General features: G+C 68.9%; 15 protein-coding genes. 5 read left to right on the top strand and 10 right to left on the bottom strand.

Translation table 11 applies throughout. The annotated features are described in order from the left end of the window. Positions 1-84: 84 nt before the first annotated feature. Complete coding sequence (locus HR086_RS28300; protein ID WP_141648493.1) at positions 85-846, top strand: ABC transporter permease; 762 nt, start codon at positions 85-87, stop codon at positions 844-846. A gap of 99 nt (positions 847-945) precedes the next feature. Then, positions 946-2,595, top strand: a complete 1,650-nt coding sequence (locus HR086_RS28295) for a serine/threonine-protein kinase (RefSeq protein WP_174456927.1) — start codon at positions 946-948, stop codon at positions 2,593-2,595. A gap of 27 nt (positions 2,596-2,622) precedes the next feature. Here HR086_RS28295 and HR086_RS28290 read toward each other — a convergent pair whose 3' ends face one another. From HR086_RS28290 to HR086_RS28260, 7 genes are all read right to left on the bottom strand, one after another. Beyond that, entirely contained in the window at positions 2,623-4,206 is a 1,584-nt protein-coding gene (locus HR086_RS28290) for a carboxylesterase/lipase family protein (protein WP_174467171.1), read from the bottom strand. A 326-nt stretch (positions 4,207-4,532) separates the two neighbouring features. Then, positions 4,533-5,108: an imm11 family protein gene (locus HR086_RS28285; RefSeq protein ID WP_174456929.1), complete on the bottom strand. Its 576-nt coding sequence runs from the start codon at positions 5,106-5,108 to the stop codon at positions 4,533-4,535. Between the two features lie 19 nt (positions 5,109-5,127). Then, a complete protein-coding gene (locus tag HR086_RS28280) occupies positions 5,128-6,462 on the bottom strand; it encodes an AHH domain-containing protein (RefSeq protein WP_174467170.1) in 1,335 nt (444 codons plus the stop codon). 103 nt (positions 6,463-6,565) lie between these two features. Beyond that, a complete protein-coding gene (locus HR086_RS28275) occupies positions 6,566-7,996 on the bottom strand; it encodes a M20 family metallopeptidase (protein ID WP_141648488.1) in 1,431 nt (476 codons plus the stop codon). Between the two features lie 208 nt (positions 7,997-8,204). Further along, the gene (locus HR086_RS28270) at positions 8,205-9,440 is read right to left on the bottom strand and encodes a discoidin domain-containing protein (protein ID WP_174456931.1); all 1,236 of its coding nucleotides are present in this window, start codon (positions 9,438-9,440) and stop codon (positions 8,205-8,207) included. A gap of 312 nt (positions 9,441-9,752) precedes the next feature. Beyond that, positions 9,753-11,615: a malto-oligosyltrehalose trehalohydrolase gene (treZ, locus tag HR086_RS28265; RefSeq protein ID WP_174467169.1), complete on the bottom strand. Its 1,863-nt coding sequence runs from the start codon at positions 11,613-11,615 to the stop codon at positions 9,753-9,755. 129 nt (positions 11,616-11,744) lie between these two features. After that, positions 11,745-12,242, bottom strand: coding sequence for a hypothetical protein (locus HR086_RS28260; RefSeq protein ID WP_174467168.1), 498 nt, complete (start codon positions 12,240-12,242; stop codon positions 11,745-11,747). A gap of 214 nt (positions 12,243-12,456) precedes the next feature. Between HR086_RS28260 and HR086_RS28255 the strand changes: the two genes are divergently transcribed. Beyond that, on the top strand, positions 12,457-13,602 hold the full coding sequence (locus HR086_RS28255; protein ID WP_141648846.1) for an AAA family ATPase: 1,146 nt from the start codon (positions 12,457-12,459) through the stop codon (positions 13,600-13,602). A 131-nt stretch (positions 13,603-13,733) separates the two neighbouring features. Beyond that, positions 13,734-14,117: a DUF5335 family protein gene (locus HR086_RS28250; protein WP_141648847.1), complete on the top strand. Its 384-nt coding sequence runs from the start codon at positions 13,734-13,736 to the stop codon at positions 14,115-14,117. Positions 14,118-14,254: 137 nt separating this feature from the next. On the opposite strand, the gene HR086_RS28245 is transcribed toward HR086_RS28250, so the two are convergent. Continuing rightward, positions 14,255-15,076, bottom strand: a complete 822-nt coding sequence (locus tag HR086_RS28245; protein WP_174456934.1) for a matrixin family metalloprotease — start codon at positions 15,074-15,076, stop codon at positions 14,255-14,257. 491 nt (positions 15,077-15,567) lie between these two features. Between HR086_RS28245 and cls the strand changes: the two genes are divergently transcribed. Then, positions 15,568-17,022, top strand: a complete 1,455-nt coding sequence (gene cls, locus HR086_RS28240; protein ID WP_174467172.1) for a cardiolipin synthase — start codon at positions 15,568-15,570, stop codon at positions 17,020-17,022. A gap of 13 nt (positions 17,023-17,035) precedes the next feature. Here cls and HR086_RS28235 read toward each other — a convergent pair whose 3' ends face one another. Continuing rightward, a complete protein-coding gene (locus tag HR086_RS28235; protein ID WP_174456935.1) occupies positions 17,036-18,430 on the bottom strand; it encodes an MBL fold metallo-hydrolase in 1,395 nt (464 codons plus the stop codon). 435 nt (positions 18,431-18,865) lie between these two features. Then, complete coding sequence (locus tag HR086_RS28230) at positions 18,866-21,787, bottom strand: RecQ family ATP-dependent DNA helicase (protein ID WP_373564367.1); 2,922 nt, start codon at positions 21,785-21,787, stop codon at positions 18,866-18,868. Positions 21,788-21,989: the final 202 nt, after the last annotated feature.

Genomic DNA, 21,989 nt, shown 5'->3' with positions numbered 1-21,989 from the left:
CCTTCCCTTCTTCCGCGCCCCCGCCCCACCGCGAGGCCCGTCACGGGCGCGCGAAGGCGGCGTGCGCCACGCAAAGACACCACCATGAACGTCCTCGGGATGCAGACGCTGTTCGTGAAGGAGGTCCGGCGCTTCATGCGAGTGCCGGGGCAGACCGTCCTCTCACCGCTCATCAGCACCACGCTGTACTTCATCGTCTTCGGCTACAGCATCTCCGGCCGCGTCCACGAGGTGGAGGGCTCGCCCTACCTGCACTTCATCGTGCCGGGCCTCGTCTTCCTGGGCATCGCCAACAACGCATTCCTCAACAGCTCCTCGTCCCTGTTCATCACCAAGATTCAGGGCACGGTGGTGGACCTGCTGGTGGCGCCCCTGGGGCCCGGGGAGCTGATGGCGGGCTTCATCGGCGGCGCCATGGTGCGCGGCCTCGTCGTCGGCGGCCTGACGTGGGCCGTGGCGGGCGCCTTCACCGGCTTCAGCCTGGAGCACGCGTGGGTGGCCGTGTACTTCCTGCTCATCGCCTCCTACGTCTTCAGCGTGCTGGGCATGCTCGCCGCCGTGTGGGCGGAGAAGTTCGAGCAGATCAACTTCTTCCCCACCTTCGTCATGCTGCCGCTCACGTTCCTCGGCGGCGTCTTCTATTCCGTGCGCGAGCTGCCCGCGCCCTGGAACACCATCAGCCTCTTCAACCCCATGGTCTACATGGTGGAGGGGCTGCGCTACGGGATGCTCGGCCGCAGCATGTACTCGCCCCTGTTCGGCGGCGGCATCCTCGCCGGCGTCGCCGTGGTGGCCACCGTCGTCGTGTACTTCGTGCTCCGCTCGGGTTACAGGATGAAGGCGTGAGTCCCACCCAGACCTTCACTGTCCCGTGTCAATGTGGGGTGACAGCCGACCGGTCATTTCCCGCACGGTGAGAAAGGGAGATATTCTCCCGAGCACATCATGGCGGTGCCATTCGGTAAGTACGAGTTGCTGCGGAAGATTGCCTCGGGAGGCATGGGACAGGTGTTTCTGGCCCGTGAGCACGGAACGGGCTTCGAGCGGCTGGTGGTCCTCAAACTCATCCTCCCGCACCTCGCGGAGGATGATGAGTTCCTCTCCATGTTCCTGGATGAGGCCGGGCTGGTAGCCCGCCTCACCCACCCCAACCTCATCACCATCCTCGACCTGTCCCAGATTGAGGGTCGGCACTGCCTGGCCATGGAGTACGTCCAGGGTGACGATGTGCGTCGTCTGGAGAAGTTCTCCCGGGCGCAGAACAAGCCGATGTCGGTGGGATTGATTCTGCGCGTCATCGCGGATGCCGCGGCGGGTCTCCACTACGCGCACCAGGCGCGGGACGTCCAGGGCCGGCCCATGCGGCTGGTACACCGCGACGTGTCACCGCAGAACATCCTGGTCGGCTTCGACGGAGGCGTGAAGGTCATCGACTTCGGTGTGGCCAAGGCTGCCACCAGCAGCGCCAACACGGCGACGGGCGTCCTCAAGGGCAAATACCCCTACATGTCCCCCGAGCAGGCGAGCGGCCTGGCCATCGACGCGCGCAGTGACTTGTTCGCGCTGGGCGTCGTCATGTGGGAGATGCTGACGGGCAAGCGGCTCTTCAAGGGTGACTCGGACTTGATGACGCTGCGGCTGGTGAAGGACTGCCAGGTTCCGCGCCCCTCGCAGCTCAACCCCAAGTTGCCGCCGGGCCTGGACGAAGTGGTGCTCAAGGCGCTGGCGCCCACGCCGGACGAGCGCTACCCGGACTGCGGCGCCTTCCGGCTGGCGCTGGAGGACTACACGCTCAACCTGCGGCTGCCCTCCAGCAGCGCGCACCTGTCGGCGTACCTGCGGGAGCTGTACGCGGACCGCATCTCCACGGAGACGGACCCGGCGAAGCTGGACCAGCTCGCGGAGGACGCGGACCTGGACTCGCGCTCCAACTCGTCGCTCAGCGGCGTGGGGGGCCCGGGAGGGCGCACGTCCGCGTCGCGGCAGCAGCCTCGCAACGTCACGCCGGGGACGCGCTCGCGGCAGCAGCTGGCGGCCGCCGTCGGAGGCCCCGTGGTGCAGGACCGCACGCGCGGCACCGCGCCCATGGAGCGCGCGCCCAGCGCGGAGGTGCGTCGCATTCCGTGGGTGCCCGTCGTCGCGGCGGGCGCGGGGTTGCTGGTGGCGGCCGCGGCCGTCATCTTCCTGCGCGGACCGGCGGGAGCGGCGACGCTGCCGGAGAAACCGCCGACGCAGACGCAGCAGGTGCACGTGGAGCGCGAGCTGCCCCCGACTCCACCCAAGCCCACGCCGGAGCCGGTGAAGATGGTGGAGCTGCCCGTCATCACCGAGCCGCCCGGCGCCACGGTGAGCATCGCCGGCGAGGAGCGCGGCGTGACACCCATGAAGCTGGAGCTGGAGCAGGGCGCGCCCATGGTGGCGGTGACGCTGGCGCTCAACGGCTACGAGCCGGTGACGCGCGAGGTCTCCGCCGCCGACGACGAGCTGCGGCTGGAGCTGCGGCGCCAGGGTGGCAAGTCCCCTGGCACCACGAGCACCAAGCGCCCCGGGAATTCCCAGCAGGGTGGGAACCTGGGCATCAAGACGGGCCGCTGAGGCGGCGGCCCGGGTCCGCGGGCCCTCTTAGGGGGTGGCCTGCGGACGCGGCTTGCCCTTCGCGGCCGTCGACGACGTCGACGAAGTCGAAGACGCCTTCGGCAGCGCGGGCGGAGGCGGCTTGGCGAAGGAGTCGATGAGCGGCATGACCATCTGGGCCACGTCCAGGATGGGCCCCTCGAAGTTGTCCACCATCCTGACGGTGGTATCCAACCTCAAGAGCTTGTCGCTCTCCGCCGTGTGCTCGTTCCAGGCGACGCCGCCCACGGGCCCTGGCGTGCCGGTGCGCAGGAACTGGACCAGGGAGTCCACCAGGTTGCTGGTGAACTTCCGGTCCTCGTCCCCGAAAAGGTCTCCTGTCGGCGGGACGTGGTCGGCCGTCTCCAGGAAGTAGGAGACATCCCCGCCGTGGGGCACGCCCAGGGGCTGCCGGGGCGCGAGCATCTTCGCGCGGTACTCGAAGTAGTAGCGCCAGGCGTGGGCCCCATGGTGGGAGTGGAAGGACGCCAGGTGGCGCGGCGTGACGGAGAAGACGAAGTCGCGGCACATCCGCCGGCCAATCTCCCGGTCGTCATTCACGTCGGGGTAGAGCTGGCGAATCATCTCTCCCAGGGGACCCAGCTTCTCGATGATGGTGGCCGGGTCGATGCCGAACGAGGACACCACGCTCGAGTCATCGCTCGTGCTGCCGAGGATGAGCGGCAACTTGAGCTGCGAGCCCGCCTCGAAGCTGGCGCGAATCGTCTGGGGGAGCACCGAGTCCCCGTAGATGGGGCTGGGCGCGTTGCCGCTGTCCGAGGGGAGCGCCCAGAACTTCTCCGGGTCCAGCTTGCGCAGCTTCTCCATGGTGGCCTGCTGCCAGGGGACGCCCTGATGGTGGGCGAAGGCCACGCCCGCGAGCTTCGCGTCGGCCACGGACTTCTCCTGGAGCACGTAGGAGCTCATGGCCACGCCGCGGCGGAAGGGGTTCTTCTCCCGGATGAGCGGCGAGGTGAAGAACGCCAGCACGCTCTTGGCGCCGGCGGACTGGCCCATGATGGTGATGTTGCTGGGGTCTCCTCCGAACTGGGCGATGTTGTTCCTCACCCACTCCAGCGCGAGCATCTGGTCCAGGATGCCGAAGTTGGCCGGGCCGCCCGGGTTCTCCTTCTCCAGCTCCGGGTGCATGAAGAAGCCCAGGTGTCCCAGGCGGTAGTTGAAGGTGACGAGCACCACGTCGCGGGCGGCGAGCTGCGTGCCGTCATAGGGAGGCACGCGGCCCGTGCCGATGATGAAGGCGCCGCCGTGAATCCAGAACAGCACGGGCAGCTTCGCGCCCGGGTCCGTCTTGGGTGTCCAGACGTTGAGGTAGAGGCAGTCCTCGGCCATCTTCCCGGGGTCACCGCCGCCGCCCGCGATGCAGGCCTCGCGCGACTGGAGCGCGGAGGGACCGAAGTCGAGCGCCTCGCGGGGGCCGGACCATGCGGGGATGCGCTCCGGCGCGCGCCAGCGGAGGCTGTCCACGGGCGGCTTCGCGTAGGGGATGCCCTTGAAGACGGAAACCTTCCCTTCCACCTTGCCTATCAGCTGGCCTTCCTTGGTGGTGACCGGGGGCGTCTTGATGACATTCATTGTCTGGCTCCGTTGGGGGTGAATGGGGATGTGTCCACGTGCGGGGGCACACGGTCGGAGCCGGGAGAGGGACTACCTGTCGAGGAGCAACGCGAGCGAATCGCCTGACCACCGTCCGGGTGGGGTGCGTGACATAGAATTACGCCGCAATGTCTAGCAACCCGTGTGGCGAGAGGTTCAGCCCAAGCGCGGGTTATGAAACAGAGCCGGTGTGACGCACCTCCCTGGGGGCCCTGGCGACTGTCGGCAGAAGCGCGGAGAGGGTGCCCCGTGGGGCGCGTGTGTCGTCTGAATGTGACACTTCCGGTGAGGCCCGCACCCTCCGCTCAGACTTCCTCGAACTTCGCCCCTGTGACCTTGGCGCGTTCCATGGCGAGCTTGATGTCCTCGGAGACGATGAGGGCGATGGACCAGCCCCAGGTGCGGAAGACCTTCGCGCCGCCCAGCTTCGTGAGGTCGATGCGCATCCCGTCGACGCTGCGGTACTGGCCCAGCTTGTCCGGCCGCTCATCCTCGGGCTTCCAATACAATGCCTCTTCCGAGGCTTCGTCATCGATGCACCGGATCAGCTTCGTGGCGACGAGCATGACATGTTGTTCCGGGCGACCTTCGACATCGACGGGAATCAATTGCACATCATCGGGCGCCAGCTCCGCGAAGAGGTTGGCCACTCGGACATGGACAATGGGAGCCATGCCAACTCCCGCGGTACAGAAATCCAACCACTTTCCAGGATCACTGATGGGAAACTTCAGGCGACCCGCAAGCTCGATGGGCCGCCCCCGGGCGAACTGCCAGATGTCTTCGACCTCGGTGCCCGTCTCATCGAGCGGGTCTCCCAGGTACCAATACCCACCCCGCACGTCTTCTCTGAGCCTGAAATACCGCGACGGATTCGACATGGCGGACTTCCTAGATTCCTCACCGGTCTTGAGTCAAAAGCCTGTGGATTTTAGTTCCCTGGGTCTGCGCTTCTCTGGCGAGATCGCGTAGCGCATCCAACAGGGCCTTCCGGCAATCTTCCACCTTGCGGCACTCTCCCAAGGATTCCTTCAGTCGATCATGGACGTACTCGTGATAGCGCTGCGGATGCGGCCCCTTGTGGCCCACGACTTCAACAACGTTCTCGGGGTCCTTCAACTTCATCCCAGCCCTTGCGAACAGCTTCCTGAACCTTGGCGTCCAGGGTCCTCCGCGCGCGGCGGAGACGTCGTTCTTGTTCGTGGCGATGTGATGACGCTCGCTACGCCCTCCCCGGCTCGCCATGGCCACGGCGTTCGGGGCCAGCGCGATGGTGAACCCCTCGGCAGTCAAGGCGACCGAACTCACGCTGCCCACGGCCGCGTACTGGAAGCCTGCTTGGGACTCCACGGCCAGGGCCGCTTGGGCGGAGCCCGGCAGTCCCACTGACTTCGCCGCCAGCCCCGCTGTGCTCCCAATGGCCACTGTGGCCAGCATGACGAAGACGCGCGCCGCGTTCTCCCCGAGCACCTCGCCGTACGCCTCACCCGCCGCATGGAGTTGCTCGAAACTCGTCGCCGTATCCACCTGGCGCACCAGCGTCAGCCACCCGTCCAGCATGCTCCACACCGTGTCCACGCCCAGGTAGGCGATGAGGCAGGCCGTCAAGGTGGCCGCTACGCCTTTACTCACCGGCTCGGGCAACGACCACAAGAGCAGGTACATCGTCGCGGAGGCGGCGATGCCAGCCACGACTGCCTGGGGGTCCGTCATGCCCTCCAGTGCTTCGGAGGTCTCCTCCCACACCGAGTCCATGGCGATGACCAGGGCCCACGTGTACTTGCCATCGCTGGCCAGCAGGGGGCCCTCGTCCAGCAGGCGCAAGCAGTCCCCGGGTCGGTCCTTCCGCTTGCACCACTGGCCATACGCGCGAGTCAGCGCTTCATCCGCGTAGTCCTCCAACAGACGAGGCCCGTCCGCGTCCTCTCTACGCTCAGGGATGAGTCGCGAGGAACCACGCTCATACCCATACACCCCACTCCGGGACGGAACGCCGAAGCGCTCCCGCGCGACCTGCATGGGATTACGAGAGGGAGGAACATCCCGTGCCAGCTCGGTGAGGGCCTCCTCGAATTCGTCGTCTTCGAGTACCGCCGCACTCACTTCCGCGTCAGGCTCCTCGCGAGGAGTGACGAGGAAGGAGTCCTCCCCGGTCTCCAGCCGCACGACTCGGCCCGTCGCGCATCCAGTGACAGCCATCAACAGGAGCAGCGACACCACCCAACGAAGCGTCATGGTAGGCCCTGGCGAGAGGCCCGCGGCGAGGCGGGCACACCCGGCAATACCAGACGACACTGACAGGCGACCCGAGGCGTACCTCGGGCCACCTGGGTCCACGTCAGCGCTTGAAGTGATCCGCGATGACGCTGGCCACGCAGCACGTCAGCTTCTTGCCGGTGGGGACATGCAGGAACTCGTTGGGGCCGTGCGCGTTGCTGCCCGGGCCCAACAGACCGGTGATAAGGAATTGCGCCTCAGGGAAGCGCTCACCCAGCATGCCCATGAAAGGGATGGTGCCACCCTCGCCCATCGCCATGGCCGGCCGGCCGAAGTACGTGCCGGACGCGGACTCCACCGCGCGCGACAGCCAGCTCGCGAGCGGCGGCGCATCCCAGCCAACGCTGGCCTTGTCACCCTCGAAGCTCACCTTCGCGCCGTACGGCGGATCCTTCTCCAGCGCGTCCTTGAGCGCCTTCTGCGCCGACTTCGGCTCCAGCCTCGGAGGAATGCGCATGGACAGCTTCACCGTGGTGAAGGGCCGCAACACGTTGCCCGCGCTCTGCAGCGGAGGCATGCCGTCCACGCCCGTCACCGACAGCGCCGGGCGCCACGTGCGGTTGAGCACCAGCTCCCCGCCGTCGTCCGACATGGGCCGCATGCCCGGCATCCACGGGAACTTGCCGAAGACCTCTTCGCCCAGCACCTTCGCCGCCGCGCTCGCCTGCTCGCGCCGCTCCTTCGGAATCTCCACGTGCAGGCCCTGCACCGTCACACGGCCCGTGCCCTCCTCCTCCACCCTCGACAGCACCTGGCGCAGCACGCGGAAGGACGAGGCCACGATTCCGCTCGCGTCTCCGGAGTGCACACCCTCCGTGAGCACGTCCACGCGCAGATTGCCCGCCACCATTCCGCGCAGCGACGTCGTCATCCAGAGCTGGTCGTAGTTCGCGCAGCCTGAATCCAGACACACCACCAGCGACGGCTTGCCGATGCGTGGCGCCAGCGCCTCGATGTACGCCGGCAAGTCGTAGCTGCCGCTCTCCTCACACGCCTCGATGAGCACCACGCAGCGCGCGTGCGGCACGCCCTGCTCGCGCAAGAGGCGCAGCGCCGTCAGCGACGCGAAGGCGGAGTAACCGTCATCCGCGCCACCACGGCCGTAGAGCTTGTCGCCCTCGCGCACGGGGGCCCACGGCGTCAGGCCCTCACGCCAGCCCGTCATCTCCGGCTGCTTGTCCAGGTGGCCGTACATCAGCACGGTGTCGTCGCCGCGCGTGCCGGGCACCTCCATGTAGATGACCGGCGTGCGGTCCTTCCCCTGCTCGTCCTTGAGGCGGATGACCTCCAGCGTGAGGCCGGGCAGGTGCGGCGCCTGCGCGCGGCACCACTCCGCGACGAGCTGCACGGCGGCTTCCATGTGCCCGGCCTTCACCCAGTCCGGGTCGAAGGCAGGCGACTTGTTGGGGATGCGGATGTAGCGCTCGAGCGCCGGGAGGATTTCCTTCTCCCAGATGCGGTCGGAGGACTCGGTGGCGGTCTGGACATTCATGGCCGCGATGCTGAGCACGGGACGCCGCCCCTGTCGACACCGACAAACCCCAACTGAAGCCGGTAGCGCCTCGCCCCACCGGCCCCGCCCGCGCCTGGCCTGATGGCCTCCATCTGTGGGCCTGTCGAAAAGCCCTCCAACGAACCGAGGGCGCGAGGAGCCACCGCCCCTCGCGCCCTCCTGGAAGCACCGCGTCAGCGCCTGGGCGTCACGGCTGGATTTCGCGGACCGTCAACCACTTGAAGTCCACGTCGGTGGCGTTGTCCCAGCGGAACGTGGCGATGGGACCTCCCCACGTAATCGGCATGGCCCCGGTGGCGCCGCCGCAGTGCTGCGCATCACCGCCCCAGCTCCCTGAGTCGACCATGTCGTAGACCTTCTTCCACGTCACCTTGTCGGCGTTCTCGTTGACGTACATCTCCAGCCGCACCGCCTCCTTGCCGCTCACGGTGGTGTTGCGCATCACCGCCTTGAAGCCCACCCAGCGGCCCTTCAGCGCCGACGTCGCCGTCTTGTAGGAGGCCTGCTCGTAGGAGACATGCCACGTCTCCTTCTGCCAACGGGCGCGGCCGTCATAGTGCAGGCCCGCCTTGTAGCTGCTGCCCTCGCAGCCGGAGTGGTCGTCGTTGTGCTTGCCGCCGCGCGCGTACCAGTCGAAGTTGTCCTTCGCATCCGACGTGGCGTTGAGCTTCACGAAGCCCGTCATCTCCACGTTGCGCCAGTCATTGGCCGCCTGCATGTAGCCCCGGCTCGCCAGCACGTCCCGGTCATACGTGGGAATCTTCCGGTCGTCGTAGCCCGTGGAGGTGTAGACGAGCAGCCGCACCGCGCTGTTCTTCATCTTCCAGGAGCCGTCCGAGTTACGGGTGATGGTCTTCTGCGGATTGAAGCGCGCATCGGACGTCGCGTTGTCCGCCAGCGCCCACGCCTCGCCCCCGCTCTTCGAGGGGTAGAGCATCGTCACACCGAACTTGTCCTTGCCCGTGGGCTGCGGCGTCCCGGTGTCGGTGGTGATGGCCGAAAGCTCGGAGATGCTCGCCCAGGTGTTCATCGTGCTGCCATTGACGGTGATGCGCACGTAGCGCGCGTTCACCGGCGAGAAGGAGACGCGCTCGAACGCCGTGCTCTTTCCAGACGAACTGCCCGAGGACACCTGCGTCCAGGCAGCGCCATCCGTGGAGGTGGAGATGACGTAGTGGCTGACGCGCTCGTTGCCTCGGAACCAGGCGATGTCCACCGCGCTCACCGACTTCGCGGCGCCCAGGTCGCCACGAAGCCACTGTCCCACGCCATCGCTGGACCAGCGCGTGGCGGTGTTTCCGTCGATGGCGTTGGCGGGCACGTTGCCGTCATGCCCACTGGCGGTGACGGCGACGAAGCCACCGGCGGCCAGCACGGGCGTGGAGAGCGCGAAGGCCGTCAGCGCGAGCGCACGGCACGGCATGCGCCAGCGAAATCCCAGCCGGGATGAGGTCCTGTGGTGTGGATTCAAGTTGCTACCTCGAGTGAGGCCACCGAGGGCCACGACCCACCGGACGGACAGCGCCGCCCCGGCACGCCGCGTTCCCCCCGCGGCGCGTTGGCTTTCCTCCGTCGACTCGCGCCTGGGAGCTCAGGGTCTCCTCGCGGCACGTCGCCCACGGTGTTGATGACTCAACGTTCGGAACCTGCGGGCGCCAATACCCGAGGGGTCGACAGGTCATTCCCATCATCGACGCCCTCGGGCGGGCCTGCGGTCGTCCGCACGCCAGGGCAGCTACTGCTGGCTCTTGAAGCGCAACACGACGGCGGACGGCCCTTCCAGGCGCACGACTCCGTCCTGAAGCGGCGGCGTCCGCGTGTCGCCGCCAAAGCGCGGCTCCTCGCTCCACAACACCACTTCGGCGTCGGGAGGGACGCGGTGCTCCACCGTCCCGCCCAGGCCGAGCAGCACCTGGAGCACCTGCCCGCCCCCTCGCCGCTCCAGCACCAGCGCCCGAGGCCCCACGGCTCGCGCGTCATATGCGCCGCGCCGGGCCTCCCGCATCACGGGGTCCGTCGCGCGCAGGCGGAGCAGCTCGCGGTAGAGCACTCGGATGCCCGCGTGCTCCGGCCTTTGGGCCTCGCTCCAGTCGAGCCTGGAGCGCGCGAAGGTGTCCTCGGCCTGCGGGTCCGGCACCTGCTCACCCGCGAAGCGAGCGAAGCCCGCGAACTCCTTGCGCCGCCCCTCCGTGACGAGCCGCCCCAGCTCCTCGTGGTGGTCCGTGAAGTAGAGGAACGGCGTGCTCGCGTTCCACTCCTGTCCCATGAAGAGCAGCGGCGTGTAGGGCGACGACAGCAGCAGCGTGCTCATCGCGCGGAAGGCCGCGGGGGACACGTCGTGGCCCAGGCGCTCGCCCAGCGCGCGGTTGCCCACCTGGTCATGATTCTGGAGGCAGTGCACGAAGCGCCACGGCTCCAGGCCCTCCGCGCGCGTGCCCCGCGCATGTCCCTGGTTCTTCGACACCTGGCCCTCGTAGAACCACCCCTGGCGCAGCGTGCGCGCCAGGTCCTCCGCGCTGCCCGTGTAGTCCTGGAAGTAGCTCTCGCTGTCACCCGCGAAGGCGCGCCGCATCTGGTGATGGAAGTCATCCGCCCAGACACCGTCCAGCCCGTGGCCTCCGTCGGACGCGGGCAACATGAGGCGGCGCTCGTTGCGCTCATCCTCGGCGATGAGGACGACTCGCCGCCCCGGCGCGCTGGCCCGGGCGCGCTCGGCGATTTCGGTGAGCAGGTGGGGCTGTGTCTCATCGAGGATGGCGTGCGCCGCGTCCAGCCGCAGGCCGTCCAGGTGGTAGTCGCGAATCCACATCTCCACGTTGGAGAGCACCATCTCCCGCACGGGCCGGCTGTCCTTGCCGTCGTAGTTCACCGCGTCGCCCCACGGCGTGTGGTGGCGTCCGGTGAAGTAGTGCGGCGAGTACGCGCGCAGGTAGTTCCCGTCCGGACCGAAGTGGTTGTAGACGGCGTCCAGCACCACGCCCAGGCCCTGCGCGTGCGCGGCGTCCACCAGCGCGCGCAATCCCTTCGGCCCGCCGTACACGTGCGAGGGCGCGAAGAGGTCCACGCCGTCGTAGCCCCAGTTGCGCGTACCGGGGAAGCTGGCCACCGGCAGCAGCTCCAGCGCGGTGATGCCCAGCTCCTTGAGACCGGGCAGCTTGGGGATGAGCGCCTCGAAGGTCCCCTCGGGCGTGGCGGTGCCCACGTGCACCTCGTAGAGGACGAGCGCCTGGGGCTCCACGCCCTTCCAGCCCGAGTCCGTCCACGCGAAGTCCGGCACCACGACTTCCGAAGGGCCGTGCACGCCCATTGGCTGCGAGCGGGACCACGGGTCCGGGAACGGACCCGCGCCGTCCACGCGCAGCTTGTAGAGCACGCCCGCGCCCTGCCCCTCCAGCACCGCGACGAAGTAGCCGTCGCGCTCCGGAGTCATCGGCAGCACGCGCCCCGGCTCGCCGCGCGCGTCGTGCAGCACCACCTCCACGCGTTGGTGTCCGGGAGCCCAGACCCGCCACCGCACCCTCGAGCCCGCTTCCACCCACGCACCCAGCGAGGGAACCTTCGCCTGCTTCGCGTCCGCCTTCTCCGCCAGAGCACCCATGTGAGTTTCCTGTAATGCGCCCGCGCGCATCAGGGGAGCACTTGTGCGCGGACGAGGCCCACTCTCCCATGAGAGATGTTCACGGGTGGGCGTTCACGCGATGAGGGGCCCCTCACGTCGGCCGCCCACTCAGGGAGTCGAGGGCTCGCGGTGCAACAGGAAGGGGAACGTGAGGCGGCGCAGCACCGGCAACTCCAAATGTGTCATCGCCAGCAGCGTGCGCCCCTCCAGCCAGCGCAGCTCGTCCACGAAGGGACGCCACTGCCACCCCACCTCCGGCGTGTACTCCACCTGGAGCGAGGTGCGCCCGTCCACCCGCGACGTCCCCTCGCGCAGCACCAGCGGCACGGCCCGCCACACGCCGCCCACGCGGTTCACCAGATTGGCCCCCTCGCGTCCCCCAGGGGCGATGTCCTTGCCCCACCAGCCGCGCATCCCCAGGACGCCGAGCAACCGGTGCGCGAAGCCCTGGAACCAGGCGGGCCCCAACAGCTCCGCCCGGTAGCGGCCCGGCAGCGAGTCCCGGGTGGGAGTGGGAAGGCGGGTGAACAGCAAGCGCCACTCGCGCAGCTTGCGGCGCTCCGTCACGAGCGCGAGGGGGGTGGTGACTGGCGTCGAAAGGCTCATCCCCGGACGCTATGCAGCCTGTCCCGGCGCGCGCAGTCGTCCGTGCCCGCTCGCCCGTCCCGCGAGGGGGCCCTCCGTGAGTCGCTCCACGGGCCGGTGTCGCGAGCGCGTGAGACACGAGGTCGTCGGCCTGCTTGTGGACGCAGCGGGCCGCCAGGATGATGCGGCCCGGCCCGGAAGCCTTCCGGTCCACCCTCCCTTGGAGCCGCCTGGAATGACTGTCGCCCGCCATGGCCTGGAGTCACGGCCCGTCCCTCGCGGTGAGGATGTCCGCGAGCGGGTCGCGGCCATCGAGGTCCTGTCCCCCCGCGAAATCGACGCGCGACTCACGGACCTGGGCTACCGGGGACAGGAGGAGGCGCGGCGCGCGGCCTCCGTGCTGGCCTACCGCCACCTGCGCCGCATCCGCAGGCTGCACCTGGAGGGGCTCGCGCCCGAGCCGGGCATGCGGGAGAACTGCATGTTCCTGGGGCCCACCGGCTCCGGCAAGACGTTCCTCGTGGAGCTGTTGTTCCGCGAAATCCTCGCCGTGCCCACGGTGCTGGCGGACGCCACCCAGTTCTCCGAGACGGGCTATGTGGGCGACGACGTCAACACGCTCCTGTCGCGCCTGTATGAAGTCGCGGACAAGGACTCGGACTGGGCCGCGTGCGGCGTCATCTGCATGGACGAGTTCGACAAGCTCGCCACCAGTCGCTCCGACAGTCGCTTCGCGGGACAGCAGACGACCAAGGACGTCAGCGGCTTCGGTGTGCAGCGCAGCCTCCTGCATCTGCTGTCCGCCGCCAGCGCGGACTTCCCCCCGGACTTCGGCTTCACCAGCCGGCTCCAGCCGGACACCCTGGAGCTGTCCTGTCTCACGTTCATCGCCTGCGGCGCCTTCAGCGGGCTGCGCGCCACGGCGGAAGGCATGACGCGCACCGAACACCTGGGCTTCGGCCGTGAGCCCCAACATGCGCGCGAGGAGTCCATCGCCGTGGCCGTCACCCAGGAGCAACTGGAGCAGACGACGGCCTTCGCGCGCTACGGCTTCATCCCGGAGCTCATCGGCCGCTTCAACCGGCTGGTCTCCTTCACACCGCTGGACGCGGCCACGCTGGGCGACATCCTCCAGAACCACGTGCTGCGCTCCTACGAGCGTGAGTTCGAGCAGGAGGGCCTGCGCCTGCTGGTGGAGCCCTCCGTGCGCGAGCACATCGTGGCGCGCGCGCTCAAGCGCGAGACGGGCGCGCGCGGCCTGCGCACCACGCTGGGCCCGCTGCTGGAGCAGACCGCCTACGAGCACTTCGGCCGACAGGGCACCGCCTCCACCGTGCGCCTGGTGTTGGAAGGCGACGCGGTGCGCTCCCTCACCGAGTAGCGCGTTCGGGCCAGCGGGCCACCGGGAGCCCGACGGCGGCTCGTGTGGCGAGCAGGAAGGCGGGCCTGCCTCTCATCCGGCCCGCACGCGCCTTACGGTCTACCGGGAACGCCAACACCGGAGGGCCACACATGGCGCACACGGACCACACGCGAGAGATTCCCCGGGAGGGCTGGGCGGACTATCTGGCCCTGCTCTCCACCATGGAGAAGGAGCACCCGGTTCGCATCGAGGTGGAGGGCATGGAGCTGGGGGACCAGCCGCTCGCCGAGGGGCTTCCGCTCGTGGAAATCAGCCTCGAGGAGAAGGGCAGCGACAAGGGCGTCGTCGAAATCATCGTGGGCGGCCCGGGCGGCGAAATCACCCACCGCATCCAGAAGCCAGAACGCATCTACGCGGACGAGAGCGAGAGCGGCGAGCTGGAGTGCCTCGACATCGAGAGCAGCGAGGACAACACCAAGACGCTCATCTACTTCGGCGAGGCCCTCACGGCCGGCGCGCGAAACATGGACTGAGCCCCGTCCTACACACCACACAGAAAGGCCGGAAGGCACCCCCCTCCGCGGGAGAAGGAACCTTCCGGCCTGGGGCCTCGGCCCCCACCGCCACTCACGTGACGAGGGGAGCCTTGGCCGGGTGAGTCGAAGTCAAATCACGGGTACAGCGCGCGAGCGCCCGTCTTGTCCAGGCTGGTCAGGATGAGGTCGCCCGTCTGCGTGCCGTTGCACTGGGGGTAGTGCATGACCGACGAACGGTCATACGCCGTCAGCGCGCGCCAGTTGTTGTCCTCGAAGCAGGGAGTGGACTGGCGGGTGTGCTCGTGACGGAAGCCGAGCACGTGGCCCAGCTCGTGGCGCAGGATGCCCGCCAGCGTCCACGGCGCGATGCTGCCGAAGGCCGTGTTGTCGACGAGGACGTTGCGGCCCGAGCGAGCCGAGCCGGGGAAGAACGCGCGCGCCAGGTACTGGCCACCGGAGTTCACCGGACGCACGTCGAACAGCACGCCCGCCTGCGACGCCGTGCAGCTGGCGTCGTAGCTGGTGCTGTGGATGAAGTTCACGCTGGCGGTGGCCTCCCAGGCCGCCGTCGCGCTGTTCATCGCGGTGACCAGCTTCGCCTTGTTGGTCGTGCCGAAGGTGTTGCTGATGCAGTAGGTCAGGTTGCCCTTCTGCGTGGCGCTCCACTTGCGGTCATTCGCCGCGCCACCACCGACGTTGTACACGGCCAGACCCTCGTGGCTCTTGCCCTGGTCCGGGGTGACGTTGTTGTCGAAGTAGGCGCGCAGCTCCTCCTCGTTGTCCACGGACTGGTCCATGTCGAAGATCCACTTGCCTTCTGGATCCTGCACGGCACTCGCGCGGAACTCCTCCCACGTCATCTTCGGCGCCTGCGTCTCGGAGGCCTCGGGGCCACCACACGCGGTACCCAGAAGAGCGACACCAGCCAGCAACGCCATGGAGCGGAACTTGAGCATCGGTATTTCCTCGGAACGAGCAACTGCGGGGGATGCGCCGTCCGCCTGGTTCCTCCACCAGCCGCGGCCCGACGCGACCCGGCCTTGAGCAACTGTCGGGCCAAGAACGGCCCATAGTGGCAAAAGCTGCTCTCAAGGTTTAATCTGGAGTATCCGCACTCCAGGTCGTGAAACCCGAACGTAAACGGACCTGACACGCAGCCGTGGAACCTGCTGTCTGGATTGGGTTTTCCGCTCGCGACGGGGACTGTTCAGGAATCGGACAGTGCTGTCCGCGAATCAGTCAGCTGCCCTGGGGTCGTATCAAACCTGGACAGGTCGCCTCGCACTCGCATCGGGAGCGGAAAGGGTCAGCGAGGATGCACCCGCCGTCAGGCTGCGTCAAGCGGGCCCAACGCAGCGCGCCCCGCGAGGGGAGTCCGCACCGCGCTGCGCCGTGGCGGGCGTCCCGTGTATAGCCGGAGCGGTCCGTGTCCCCTCTCCCGTTCGACATGTCCGCGGTGCTCACCTGGCTGGAAGCGGCGTGGCCGCATGTGGCGGCGGTGCTGACGGTGCTGGTGAGTGTGCTGGCCAGCACGCACGTGGTGCTGCGCAAGCGGGACGTGCGCGCGGCGGTGGGTTGGGTGGGCCTGGTGTGGCTGGTGCCGGTGCTGGGCGCGGTGCTCTATCTGTTGTTGGGCATCAACCGCATCCGTCGTCGCGCTCGCTCGCTGTCGCCTCGGCGTGAGCACGGGTTGTTTCCGCCCATCCGCGGCGTGGAGGCCGTGGTGGCGGAGGGCGTGTCGCGGGTGAAGCCAGAGGTCGCGCACCTGGCACCGCTGGCGCGGCTGGGGGACGCAGTGCTGCACCGGCCGCTGTTGCCTGGCAATCGCGTCACGGTGCTGGAGTCCCGGACGGACGCGTACCCGGCCATGCTGGAGGCGATTGAGGGCGCGCGCACGTCCATCTCCCTGTGCAGCTACATCTTCGACAACGACGTGGCGGGCCGGCACTTCGCGGGGATGCTGGGCGCGGCGGTGCGGCGCGGGGTGGAGACGCGGGTGTTGGTGGACGCGGTGGGCGCGCGCTACACGTGGCCCACGATTCTGGGCCGGCTCAAGCGCGAGGGGGTGACGGCCGCGCGCTTCCTGCCCTCGTTGATGCCCTACCGGCTGCCCTTCATGAACCTGCGCAACCACCGCAAGGTGCTGGTGGTGGATGGGCGCGTGGGCTTCACGGGAGGGATGAACATCCGCGAGCAGTTCTGGCCGGGCGAGCGCGCCGCGCGCGACTTGCACTTCCACCTGGAGGGCCCGGTGGTGGCGCAGTTGCAGGAGACCTTCGCCGAGGACTGGGTCTTCACCACGCGGGAGAAGCTGAGCGGGGACGCGTGGTTTCCCGAGCAGGCCCCGGCGGGCGCGGTGCTGGCGCGGGGGATTCCGGACGGGCCGGACGAGGACTTCGAGAAGCTGCGCACGGTGTTGCTCGGGGCGCTGTCCACGGCGCGCACGTCGGTGCGCATCGTCACGCCGTACTTCCTGCCGGACGCGGCGCTCATCACCGCGCTCAACGTGGCGGCGCTGCGCGGGGTGCGCGTGGACGTGGTGCTGCCCAGGAAGGGCAACCTGCCCGTGGTGCAATGGGCCAGCACCGCGCAGCTCTGGCAGGTGCTGGCGGCGGGGTGCCGGGTCTTCCTCACCGAGCCCCCGTTCGACCACACCAAACTGATGGTGGTGGACGGCGAGTGGGGGCTCATCGGCTCCGCGAACTGGGACCCGCGCTCGCTGCGGCTCAACTTCGAGCTGAACGTGGAGTGCTACGACGCGGAGCTGGCCGGGCGGCTGGAGGCGGTGGTGGAGGAGCGACTGTCACGCTCGCGTCCTCTCACCCGGGAGCAGGTGGATGCCCGGCCCCTGCCCATCCGGTTGAGGGATGGGCTGGCCCGGCTCCTGTCTCCGTATCTCTAGCGGACGCGGCGGCTCACAGGAGCGCGCGCCGCACCTTCCAGAAGGTCTCCTTGGCGGTGCGGAACGCCGTGGAGTCCGACGGCAGCAGCGTGCGCAACAGCTCCGCCGACTGCGTCTGGAGCGGCCTCACGCAGTGCGCCTCCACCTGTCCGCGCAGGAAGCCCACCGGGTCCCTGCGGCGGTATTCGGAGAAGTACGTCTTCAGCTCGTTGCGCGTGCGGGCCTTGCCGTTGTCCGCGTACTTGGCCACGTAGGGGCTGAAGTCCGGGTACAGCCGTCCCTCGCCGAAGTCGCCGTGCAGCGTCGTCTTCATGAAGTTGCCGATGAGCAGGTCATCGAAGACGCGGTAGCGCACGGCCGTCATCAGCGAGTTGCGCGGGGCCTCGAAGGTGATGCCCCGGCGGAAGCGACGGTGGTGGAACTCGATGACGTGGTCCTGGCCGCCCACGCGGAAGCGGAGGAAGTCGAGCACCGAGCCCAGGTGCTCGATGGCCCCGAAGTACTCGCGCAGCGTCCGGGCCTCGTCCGCCTCCAACATCTCCCCCCAGTCGTCGCCGAACTCCTTCGGGTCCACCGGCAGGAGCGCGCGCTCCTTGGGGCGGATGAGCTGCTTGTCGTCCTTGGCGAAGTCGCAGCGGACGAAGGCGGGCAAGAGCGTGCATGACTCCGACTCGAAGCCGCGGCTGTAGTCCTCCAGCGTCGTCGTGTACTCGGAGGCCCAGATGGAGTCCGCGCGCTGGTACTTGTGCATGGAGCTGAAGGGCACGAAGTAGCGCGCGCCGTAGAACTCCGCCTGCCGGGCGATGGTGCGCCCCACCGGCGTCTTCGCCGCGGCGTAGGGGATGATGCGCTGCCCGTCCTCGGTGAAGTAGTTGATCATGTCCGCGTCGCCGTAACCGGACAGGGCCAGCAGGTACGACTCGTCATACCGGCGCACCATGCTTCGCACGAAGCGGCCCCAGCCCCGGTCTCCCGCGTCGTTGAGGTTGACGAGCAGCCGTCCGTCCACGTCGACCAGGAGCACGGCGTCCTGATTCATGTCGGGGATGCACAGGACGCGGATGCGCGGGGACAGCTGCGTCCACACGCGGTCCACCAGCACGTGCACGTTGAAGCCCTGCTCGCGCAGGTCGTCGCGGACGCGCCCGCCGAAGTGGTTGGGCACCAGGATGGTCTGCTCGCGCAGCTTCTCCAGGGACTCCGCGCTCAGGTGGTCCGGGTGTCCATGGGACAGCCAGACGTACTGACAGCGCTGGATGGTCTCACGCATCTCCTCGGGAATCTCGTGGGACAGCGTCCAGCTCCCGAAGTATGCGGCTCCATGAGTCCATGGGTCGGTGACCAGCACCGGTCCGTTGTCGTGGCAGATGAGTGTGGCGTTTCCGATCGTCTCGAATCCGAGTTCCATCTTCCGCTCCCCCCTCGTGCTGCGGTTGCTCGCCATCGTGGTAGCTGGGCCGAAAGGTGACGCAGGGACGGAGGGCGACACAGTGCCCTCGCGGGCAGGGAAAAGGACTTCGCGCCCGGCAGGTTGCTCCGAGCAGGAAGCGAGAGAAGACTTTTTCCATGGGCACGCCGTCACGGATGTCCGTGCGCGGCGATTGCGCGGCCTCGAGGACGCAAGCAGCCCTCTTTCGAGGGCGGGGTGAAGGCGAGGAAGTGCTCCGCGTTACCCGTCAATGGCGCGAAGCCGCGGGTCTGCTCGGCCGCCCTCGCGTGAGGGGAGGCGGGCGAGTGAGCCCGCGGCACGTCCTCCCTTGCGAGGAGCGAAAGCCGCCCTGGGCGTGTGCCGTGCCAGCCCCACGAGAGGCCGCGGAGCCTCTCGCGAGAGCCCGCCAGGTCGTCAGCGCTTGCGAGCGACGAGCGAGAGAATCTGGGAGCCGTAGCGCTCGGTGAGGGCAGGCCCCACGCCGTGGATGGCCATGAGCGCCGCGCCGTTCTCCGGCCGCGCCGCGGCGATGGCGCCCAGCACCCGGTCCGTGAGGATTCGGAACGCGGGCACCTTGCGCTTGCGCGCCTCCGCCAGTCGCCACGCCTTCAGCGCATCCACCAGCCCGGGAGGCGGCGCCTCCACCTGCTCCACCGCGCTCGCCCCACGACGCCCCCTGCCCCGCGTCGCGACCTCCTCGGGAGCGGAGTCGTCCAGCTCCACGCGGCGGCTTCGAGTCGCGCCCCAGGGCGCCTCGCTCGCGGACGACACGGCCCGCCCTGCCGGAGAAGCACCGGAGTCGGCCCGCTCGTCGGCGCCCCCCCGGGAGGCATTCCACGAGGAGCGCTGGTCGTAGTCCTCCGCTGGCGGAGACGCACGCCACTGGCGCGCACCGGCCTCTTCACCCCCGCCACGCGCCCGGCCACTGGTGCTCCGCGTGCCACTCCGGGTCGAGCGCTTCGTCGCCTTCCCGCTGCCTGCCTGGGTCTTCCCGCGCTTGCGCTTGGCCGCCTTCTCCAGCGCGAGCGGAAGGACGACGTGCCGAGGGTCCACCGCGCGGGTGCGCCGTCCCTCGTCTGTCAGCGAGAGCCGCTGGAAGGAGATGACCTGTCCGTCCTTGTCGAACGAGTCGACCTCCAGCCGCGCCAGCCCGGCGCGCACGAGGCCTCCGACGAGCCGCTCGAAGTCGCGTCGGGGCAGTGCATCACCGAACAGCTCCCGGTGGAGGCGTCCGGTGGCCTGCCCATCCCGCTCCTGGAGCGACTCCAGGATGCGCTCCAGCCAGTGTCGCTCCGACGCCGAGGGCTCCGCGAAGCGCAGCGTGGCGCACGACTCCGGCGCGCACACGTCACACAGGCCGCACGCCTCACCGGAGTCCTGGGTGTCACCGAAGTGCCCCACCAGTTGCTTCATGCGGCAGCCATGGGCCTCCGCATAGCGCCCCATCTGCTCCAGGTGCAGCAGCTTGCGGTCGCGCTGCGCCGTATACGCGGCCGACCAGGTGGGCCGTCCACGCCGCACCGTCTCGTCGGGCGTCATCACCACGCCGCCGTGAATCCACAACTGCTCCAGCGCCTTGTCGAAGACCTCCGGATCTCCTCGCACGCGGCCCTGGAGTGCCTGCTTCGGCTCCGGCTCCAGCGCCGTGGACTGGAACAGTCGCTCCAGGACGTAGGCCTCGGGATAGTCGCGCTTGTGGAAGAACTCGTGCGTGCGCCGGTCGATGTACGAGTGCAGCAGCACGGCGCGAGACGGCTTCCCATCGCGGCCCGCGCGCCCCAGCTCCTGGTAGTACCCCTCCAGGCTCGCGGGCAACGCGGCGTGGATGACGGTGCGGACATCCGCCTTGTCGATGCCCATGCCGAACGCCGTGGTGGCGACGATGACCTCCAGCGAGCCTCGGAGGAACTCGGCCTGGACCCTGTCTCGGTTCTCCGGGGGGAGCCCCGCGTGGTACGCGGCCGAGGGGAAGTCCCCCGCCAGGGTCTCCGCGAGCTGTTCGGCGTGCTTGCGCGTGGCCGCGTAGACGATGGCGGGGCGGTTCTCCTCGTCCTGGAGCAACCCGTGGATGGCATCACCGCGAGCACCAGGGTTCAGCTCACGCACCTCGATGGCGATGTTGGTGCGGCGGAAGCCGTGGATGAAGGTGCGCGCGCGGCCTCCCGCGCCCAGCAGTCCGAGCTGCTGCACGATGTCCCGCTGCACGTCGGGCGTGGCGGTGGCGGTGAGTGCCACCACGGGCGCGGGGCGAAGCAGCGGGAGCCGTGCGCCGAGCAACCGGTAGTCGGGCCGGAAGTCGTGGCCCCACTGGGAGATGCAGTGGGCCTCGTCGATGGCGATGAGCGTGGGAGGGCGGCGCGCCAGCAACTCCACGAAGCCCGGCACACCGAGTCGCTCTGGAGCGATGAACAGGAAGTCGAGCTTCCCCTCCAGGTAGTCGAAGCACACCTGCCGCGAATTGGCCCTGTCGCGTCCTGAGTGGATGCGGTCCGCCGCGAAGCCGAGCGACTGGAGCCGCAACACCTGGTCCTCCATCAGCGCGATGAGCGGGCTGACGACGATGGTCGTCCCGGCGCGAGCCAGCCCGGGGAGCTGATAGCAGAGCGACTTGCCCGCGCCCGTGGGCATGACGAGCAGCAGGTCCTCGCCCGCGGTGGCCGCGCGACAGACGGCCTCTTGGTAGGGGCGGAACTCGGAGAAGCCGAAGGCCTCCTTCAGCAGCGGGCGAAGCTTGTCCGGCGGAGTGGGCGCGCGATTCACCCGCTCGGGCCGCTGGCCCGGGGGTGGAGCGAACCCGCCCCGCGAGGCCGACGCTCCTCGAGACACGCCCGCGCTCAACGCGCCCTGCGTCCCCGTACGTCGCGGAGTCGTCACCACGGCCGAGTCCGAGAAGGCCGCGCTCTGCGCACGGCGAGAAACCGGCGGCGCGCTCGAATCCGAGAACGACAGCGATTCCGTACGACGAGCACCAGCGCTCGCGCTCAAGTCCGAGAACGACGCGGCGTCCGGCCGTCGAGCACCACCGCCCGCGTTCGAGTCCGCGAACGACAAAGACTCTGTACGACGAGCACCACCGCCCGCGCTCAAGTCCGAGAACGACAGCGACTCCGCGCGCCTTGCACCACCGCCCGCGCTCGAGTCCGAGAACGACGCGGCGTCCGGCCGTCGAGCACCACCGCCCGCGTTCGAGTCCGCGAACGACAAAGACTCTGTACGACGAGCACCACCGCCCGCGCTCGAATCCGAGAACGACAGCGACTCCGCGCGCCGCCCCCCACCGCTCGCGCTCGAATCGGAGAACGACAAGGACTCCGCGCGCCTTGCACCACCGCCCATGCCCGAGTCCGAGAAGGCGGCACTCCGAGCACCGCGTGGGTTCGCTCCTCCGAGCGAGTCCGAAGCGATGGACCCCGCCACATGCTGGGCACCGCGCCCCCCATTCACATCCACACCAGCGGCCTCGCCCGTACGACGCGAGGCACCCATGCTCGCCTCGGCGGATCCGCCACCCCCGGCCCCCGACCGCTCACGAAACGCC

Origin of the sequence: Myxococcus sp. CA039A, from assembly GCF_013336645.1 — a bacterium.
GTDB lineage: Bacteria > Myxococcota > Myxococcia > Myxococcales > Myxococcaceae > Myxococcus > Myxococcus llanfairpwllgwyngyllgogerychwyrndrobwllllantysiliogogogochensis.
The sequence above is the reverse complement of the archived record's forward strand: the minus strand, read 5'-3'. Positions and strand labels throughout refer to the sequence as shown.